The organism is Mycobacterium sp. 852002-51163_SCH5372311 (assembly GCF_001667115.1).
Lineage (GTDB): Bacteria > Actinomycetota > Actinomycetes > Mycobacteriales > Mycobacteriaceae > Mycobacterium.
The window spans coordinates 1-5,827 of sequence record NZ_LZIJ01000174.1 but is presented as its reverse complement, the minus strand read 5'-3'; the positions used below and the strand labels follow the sequence as shown (position 1 = coordinate 5,827).

Genomic DNA, 5,827 nt, shown 5'->3' with positions numbered 1-5,827 from the left:
CGAGGGCGCGCTGACCTTCCTCGACCGGGAAGGCTGGGATTCGCTGACCATCAATGCGCTGGCGACCCAGCTCGGGACCAAAGGGCCGTCGCTCTACAACCACGTGGACAGCCTGGAAGACCTGCGCCGGGCCGTACGCGTTCGGGTGATCGACGACATCATCGGGATGCTGAACAGGGTGGGCGAGGGCCGGGAGCGCGACGACGCGGTGCTGGTGATGGCCGGTGCATACCGTAGCTACGCCCATCACCACCCGGGTCGGTACTCGGCGTTCACCCGGATGCCGCTGGGCGGTGACGACCCGGACTACACGGCGGCGACCCGGAGTGCCGCGGCCCCGGTGATCGCGGTGCTGTCCTCTTACGGACTGGACGGCGAGGAGGCCTTCCACGCTGCGCTCGAATTCTGGTCGGCGCTGCACGGGTTCGTTTTGCTGGAGATGACCGGGGTGATGGACGACATCGACACCGATGCGGTGTTCTCCGACATGGTGCTGCGGCTGGCGGCGGGCCTGGATCGGCGCACCGCGCCCGGCGGGGCCCGGTCCACCTGAAACCGACCCCGCTACCCCCGGGCACCGCTTTGACCTGCCAGACCGCCGGCGGGTATTGTGGTAGCTCGTGCCTGGCGGCTTACGACGCCTGACGTAAGGCGTGAATGCCGGGCCAATTGGCATGTCCAGGATGCATCGGAAAAATCCGGGGCAAGCGCATGCGACACACCCGAGAACAGAACTGCAGACGCGTAACCCAGAACGAAACAGAAAGCCGGTAGATGCCAACCATTCAGCAGCTGGTCCGCAAGGGTCGTCGGGACAAGATCGGCAAGGTCAAGACCGCGGCTCTGAAGGGCAGCCCGCAGCGCCGTGGCGTATGCACCCGCGTGTACACCACCACCCCGAAGAAGCCGAACTCGGCGCTTCGGAAGGTCGCGCGTGTGAAGCTGACGAGCCAGGTCGAGGTCACGGCCTACATCCCCGGCGAGGGCCACAACCTGCAGGAGCACTCGATGGTGCTGGTGCGTGGTGGCCGTGTGAAAGACCTGCCCGGTGTGCGGTACAAGATCATCCGCGGTTCGCTCGACACCCAGGGCGTCAAGAACCGCAAGCAGGCTCGCAGCCGCTACGGCGCCAAGAAGGAGAAGAGCTGATGCCGCGCAAGGGGCCCGCGCCCAAGCGTCCGCTGGTCAACGACCCGGTCTACGGGTCGCAACTGGTCACCCAGCTGGTGAACAAAGTTCTGCTGAAGGGGAAGAAATCGCTGGCCGAGCGCATTGTTTATGGAGCGCTCGAACATGCCCGCGAGAAGACCGGCACCGACCCCGTCATCACCCTCAAGCGTGCTCTGGACAACGTCAAGCCGGCCCTCGAGGTGCGCAGCCGCCGCGTCGGCGGTGCGACCTACCAGGTGCCAGTGGAAGTGCGTCCGGACCGGTCGACCACGCTGGCGCTGCGCTGGCTCGTCGGCTTCTCGCGGCAACGCCGGGAGAAGACGATGATCGAGCGGCTGGCCAACGAGATTCTGGACGCCAGCAACGGCCTCGGGGCCTCGGTCAAGCGACGCGAGGACACCCACAAGATGGCCGAGGCAAACCGCGCCTTCGCGCACTATCGCTGGTGACAAGCCACCGGTGATCCGGCCGGGGCGCAACCGATAGCGAACTACCAAGCAACCGAAAGAGTGGGAAGACTTCTGTGGCACAGAAGGACGTGCTGACCGACCTGAGCAAGGTCCGCAATTTCGGCATCATGGCGCACATCGATGCCGGCAAGACCACGACCACCGAGCGCATCCTGTACTACACCGGCATCAACTACAAGATCGGTGAGGTCCACGACGGCGCCGCCACGATGGACTGGATGGAGCAGGAACAGGAGCGCGGGATCACCATCACGTCCGCGGCTACCACGACGTTCTGGAAAGACAACCAGCTCAACATCATCGACACGCCGGGACACGTGGACTTCACCGTCGAGGTGGAGCGCAACCTGCGGGTGCTCGACGGTGCCGTCGCCGTGTTCGACGGCAAGGAAGGCGTGGAACCGCAGTCCGAGCAGGTTTGGCGCCAGGCCGACAAGTACGACGTGCCGCGCATCTGCTTCGTCAACAAAATGGACAAGATCGGTGCCGACTTCTACTTCTCGGTGCGAACCATGGAAGAGCGGCTCGGGGCGAACGCCGTGCCGATCCAGCTGCCGATCGGGGCCGAAGCCGAATTCGAGGGCGTCGTCGACCTGGTCGAGATGAACGCCAAGGTGTGGCGCGGCGAGACCAAGCTCGGCGAAACCTACGACACCGTCGAGATCCCGGCCGACCTGGCGGAACAGGCGGAGGAATACCGCACCAAACTGCTCGAGGTCGTCGCCGAGTCCGACGAGGAGCTGCTGGAGAAGTATCTCGGCGGGGAAGAGCTCACGGTCGACGAGATCAAGGGCGCGATCCGAAAGCTGACCATCGCCAGCGAGATCTACCCGGTGCTGTGCGGCAGCGCGTTCAAGAACAAGGGCGTGCAGCCGATGCTCGACGCCGTCGTGGACTACCTGCCGTCGCCGCTGGACGTTCCGCCCGCGATCGGGCACCCGCCCGGCAAGGAGGACGAGGAGGTCGTGCGCAACGCGACGACGGACGAGCCCTTCGCGGCGCTGGCGTTCAAGATCGCTACACACCCGTTCTTCGGCAAGCTCACCTACATCCGGGTGTATTCCGGCAAGGTCGACTCCGGCGCCCAGGTCATCAATGCCACCAAGGGCAAGAAGGAGCGTCTGGGCAAGCTGTTCCAGATGCACTCCAACAAGGAGAACCCGGTGGACAGCGCGTCGGCCGGCCACATCTACGCGGTCATCGGGCTCAAGGACACCACCACCGGTGACACCTTGAGCGACCCGAACAAGCAGGTCGTCCTCGAGTCGATGACCTTCCCCGCCCCGGTGATCGAGGTGGCCATCGAGCCGAAGACCAAGAGTGACCAGGAGAAGCTGAGCCTGTCGATCCAGAAGCTCGCCGAAGAAGACCCGACCTTCAAGGTGCACCTGGACTCCGAGACCGGCCAGACGGTGATCGGCGGTATGGGTGAGCTGCACCTGGACATCCTGGTGGATCGCATGCGCCGGGAATTCAAGGTCGAGGCCAACGTCGGTAAGCCGCAGGTGGCGTACAAGGAGACCATCCGCCGCGTGGTGGACAACGTCGAGTACACCCACAAGAAGCAGACCGGTGGTTCAGGTCAGTTCGCCAAAGTGCTCATCAAACTCGAGCCGTTCACCAGTGAGGACGGCGCCACCTACGAGTTCGAGAGCAAGGTCACCGGTGGCCGCATCCCGCGCGAATACATCCCGTCGGTGGACGCCGGCGCCCAGGACGCCATGCAGTACGGCGTGCTGGCCGGCTACCCGCTGGTGAACCTGAAGGTCACCCTGCTCGACGGTGCTTACCACGACGTCGACTCGTCGGAGATGGCATTCAAGATCGCCGGTTCGCAGGTGCTGAAAAAGGCTGCGGCGCAAGCGCAACCGGTCATCCTGGAACCGATCATGGCCGTCGAGGTGACCACGCCCGAGGACTACATGGGCGATGTGATCGGCGACCTGAACTCCCGCCGTGGCCAGATCCAGGCCATGGAGGAGCGGGCTGGTGCGCGCGTCGTCAAGGCGCACGTGCCGCTGTCGGAGATGTTCGGCTACGTCGGCGACCTACGGTCCAAGACGCAAGGCCGGGCGAACTACTCCATGGTGTTCGACTCGTACGCCGAAGTTCCGGCGAACGTGTCGAAGGAGATCATCGCGAAGGCGACGGGGGAGTAGCTGGGGAGAGCCGAGCAATCGGCGCGAAACCTTACGAGTAAGCTGACCCGGTTACCACCGCGGCAAAACCTGTAAAAATCAACACTGCTTTTAAAGCACCAACAAGTCCAGGAGGACACAGAAGTGGCGAAGGCGAAGTTCCAGCGGACCAAGCCCCACGTCAACATCGGGACCATCGGTCACGTTGACCACGGCAAGACCACACTGACCGCGGCTATCACCAAGGTCCTGCACGACAAGTTTCCGGACCTGAACGAGTCCAAGGCGTTCGACCAGATCGACAATGCGCCCGAGGAGCGTCAGCGCGGTATCACGATCAACATCGCGCACGTGGAGTACCAGACCGACAAGCGTCACTACGCCCACGTCGACGCCCCGGGTCACGCCGACTACATCAAGAACATGATCACCGGCGCCGCCCAGATGGACGGTGCGATCCTGGTGGTCGCCGCCACCGACGGCCCGATGCCGCAGACCCGCGAGCACGTGCTGCTCGCCCGCCAGGTCGGTGTGCCCTACATCCTGGTTGCGCTGAACAAGGCCGACGCGGTGGACGACGAGGAGCTGCTGGAGCTGGTCGAGCTGGAGGTCCGCGAGCTGCTGGCCGCCCAGGAGTTCGACGAGGAGGCTCCGGTGATCCGCGTCTCGGCGCTCAAGGCGCTCGAGGGCGACGCCAAGTGGGTCGAGTCTGTCGAGGAGCTGATGAACGCGGTCGACGAGTCGATCCCGGACCCGGTGCGTGACACCGACAAGCCGTTCCTGATGCCCGTCGAGGACGTCTTCACGATCACCGGCCGCGGCACCGTGGTGACCGGTCGTGTCGAGCGCGGCGTCATCAACGTCAACGAGGAAGTCGAGATCGTCGGCATCCGCCCGACCAGCACCAAGACCACGGTCACCGGTGTGGAGATGTTCCGCAAGCTGCTCGACCAGGGGCAGGCCGGCGACAACGTCGGACTGCTGCTGCGTGGTGTCAAGCGTGAGGATGTCGAGCGCGGCCAGGTCGTCACCAAGCCCGGCACCACCACGCCGCACACCGAGTTCGAGGGCCAGGTCTACATCCTGTCGAAGGACGAGGGCGGCCGGCACACGCCGTTCTTCAACAACTACCGTCCGCAGTTCTACTTCCGCACCACCGACGTGACCGGTGTGGTGACGCTGCCGGAGGGCACCGAGATGGTGATGCCCGGCGACAACACCAACATCTCGGTGAAGCTGATCCAGCCCGTCGCCATGGACGAGGGCCTGCGGTTCGCGATCCGCGAGGGTGGCCGCACCGTCGGCGCCGGCCGGGTCACCAAGATCATCAAGTAGGTTCCCTGCGCGACCAGACGCAAAATCCCCCGGAAAAGGTAATTTTTTCGGGGGATTTTGTGTTTATTCGCGCAGGGGTGCTGTGCGGAATTTGTGATCGGTAGCCCCAGTTGCAGCGCTACTCTGACACGAACTGTCGGGTCATGGGAGGAGCAGGCACATGTTGTGGCGCTATCTGAAAATGCAGTTATTCATTCTGACATGCTTCGGCGTCGGACCGGCGTTTTTGATTTTTTATTTCGTGCTCGGCCAGCCCAGCGATGCGACATGGATGTTGTACTCCGGCGTGGGCATCACCATCCTTGCCTTCTTGATTCCGCCGGTGCTGTTCACCTACGGTTCGAAATCGGCGGCCAAAAGGGCTGCGTTTGAACAGAGCGGGGTGCTGGGCCTGGCTGAAATCACCGGCATCAACGAGACCGGGACTACCATCAATGATCAACCCTTGGTCAAGTTGCAGCTGCACATTTCCGGATCGGGCTTCGAGCCCTTCGACACTGAAGACAAGGTCCTCGCCGGCATCACCCGCCTGCCGAACATCACTGCGCGCAAGCTGGTGGTCATCGTTGATCCCACCACCCAGAAACACCAAATTGACTGGGAACGAAGCGCTTTGGTGAACGGCCTGGCGCCTATGAAGTTCACCGTCGCCGAAGACAACAAGACCTATGACCTCAGCGGGCAGACCGGCCCGGTAATGGAGATCCTGCAGAT

6 protein-coding genes are annotated in these 5,827 nt (G+C 63.6%); all 6 read left to right on the top strand.

The window, feature by feature from the left end; genetic code table 11:
* Positions 1-553 (top strand): TetR/AcrR family transcriptional regulator (locus tag A5791_RS20365; RefSeq protein ID WP_067240667.1); only part of this gene is annotated, 553 nt, incomplete at its 5' end.
* Between the two features lie 221 nt (positions 554-774).
* On the top strand, positions 775-1,149 hold the full coding sequence (gene rpsL / locus A5791_RS20360; protein WP_003879423.1) for a 30S ribosomal protein S12: 375 nt from the start codon (positions 775-777) through the stop codon (positions 1,147-1,149).
* A complete protein-coding gene (rpsG, locus tag A5791_RS20355; protein ID WP_067240665.1) occupies positions 1,149-1,619 on the top strand; it encodes a 30S ribosomal protein S7 in 471 nt (156 codons plus the stop codon). Before rpsL ends, rpsG begins: the two co-directional genes overlap by 1 nt.
* A gap of 74 nt (positions 1,620-1,693) precedes the next feature.
* The gene (gene fusA / locus A5791_RS20350) at positions 1,694-3,799 is read left to right on the top strand and encodes an elongation factor G (protein ID WP_082967042.1); all 2,106 of its coding nucleotides are present in this window, start codon (positions 1,694-1,696) and stop codon (positions 3,797-3,799) included.
* 123 nt (positions 3,800-3,922) lie between these two features.
* Complete coding sequence (gene tuf, locus A5791_RS20345) at positions 3,923-5,113, top strand: elongation factor Tu (RefSeq protein WP_067240664.1); 1,191 nt, start codon at positions 3,923-3,925, stop codon at positions 5,111-5,113.
* Positions 5,114-5,273: 160 nt separating this feature from the next.
* On the top strand, positions 5,274-5,827 hold a 554-nt coding region (locus tag A5791_RS20340), incomplete at its 3' end, for a hypothetical protein (RefSeq protein WP_067240662.1).

What these genes read in the sequence shown, in the direction of transcription:
- rpsG (WP_067240665.1), top strand. Translation starts at nt 1,149, where the DNA reads ATGCCGCGCAAGGGGCCCGCGCCCAAGCGTCCGCTGGTCAACGACCCG.
- rpsL (WP_003879423.1), top strand. Translation starts at nt 775, where the DNA reads ATGCCAACCATTCAGCAGCTGGTCCGCAAGGGTCGTCGGGACAAGATC.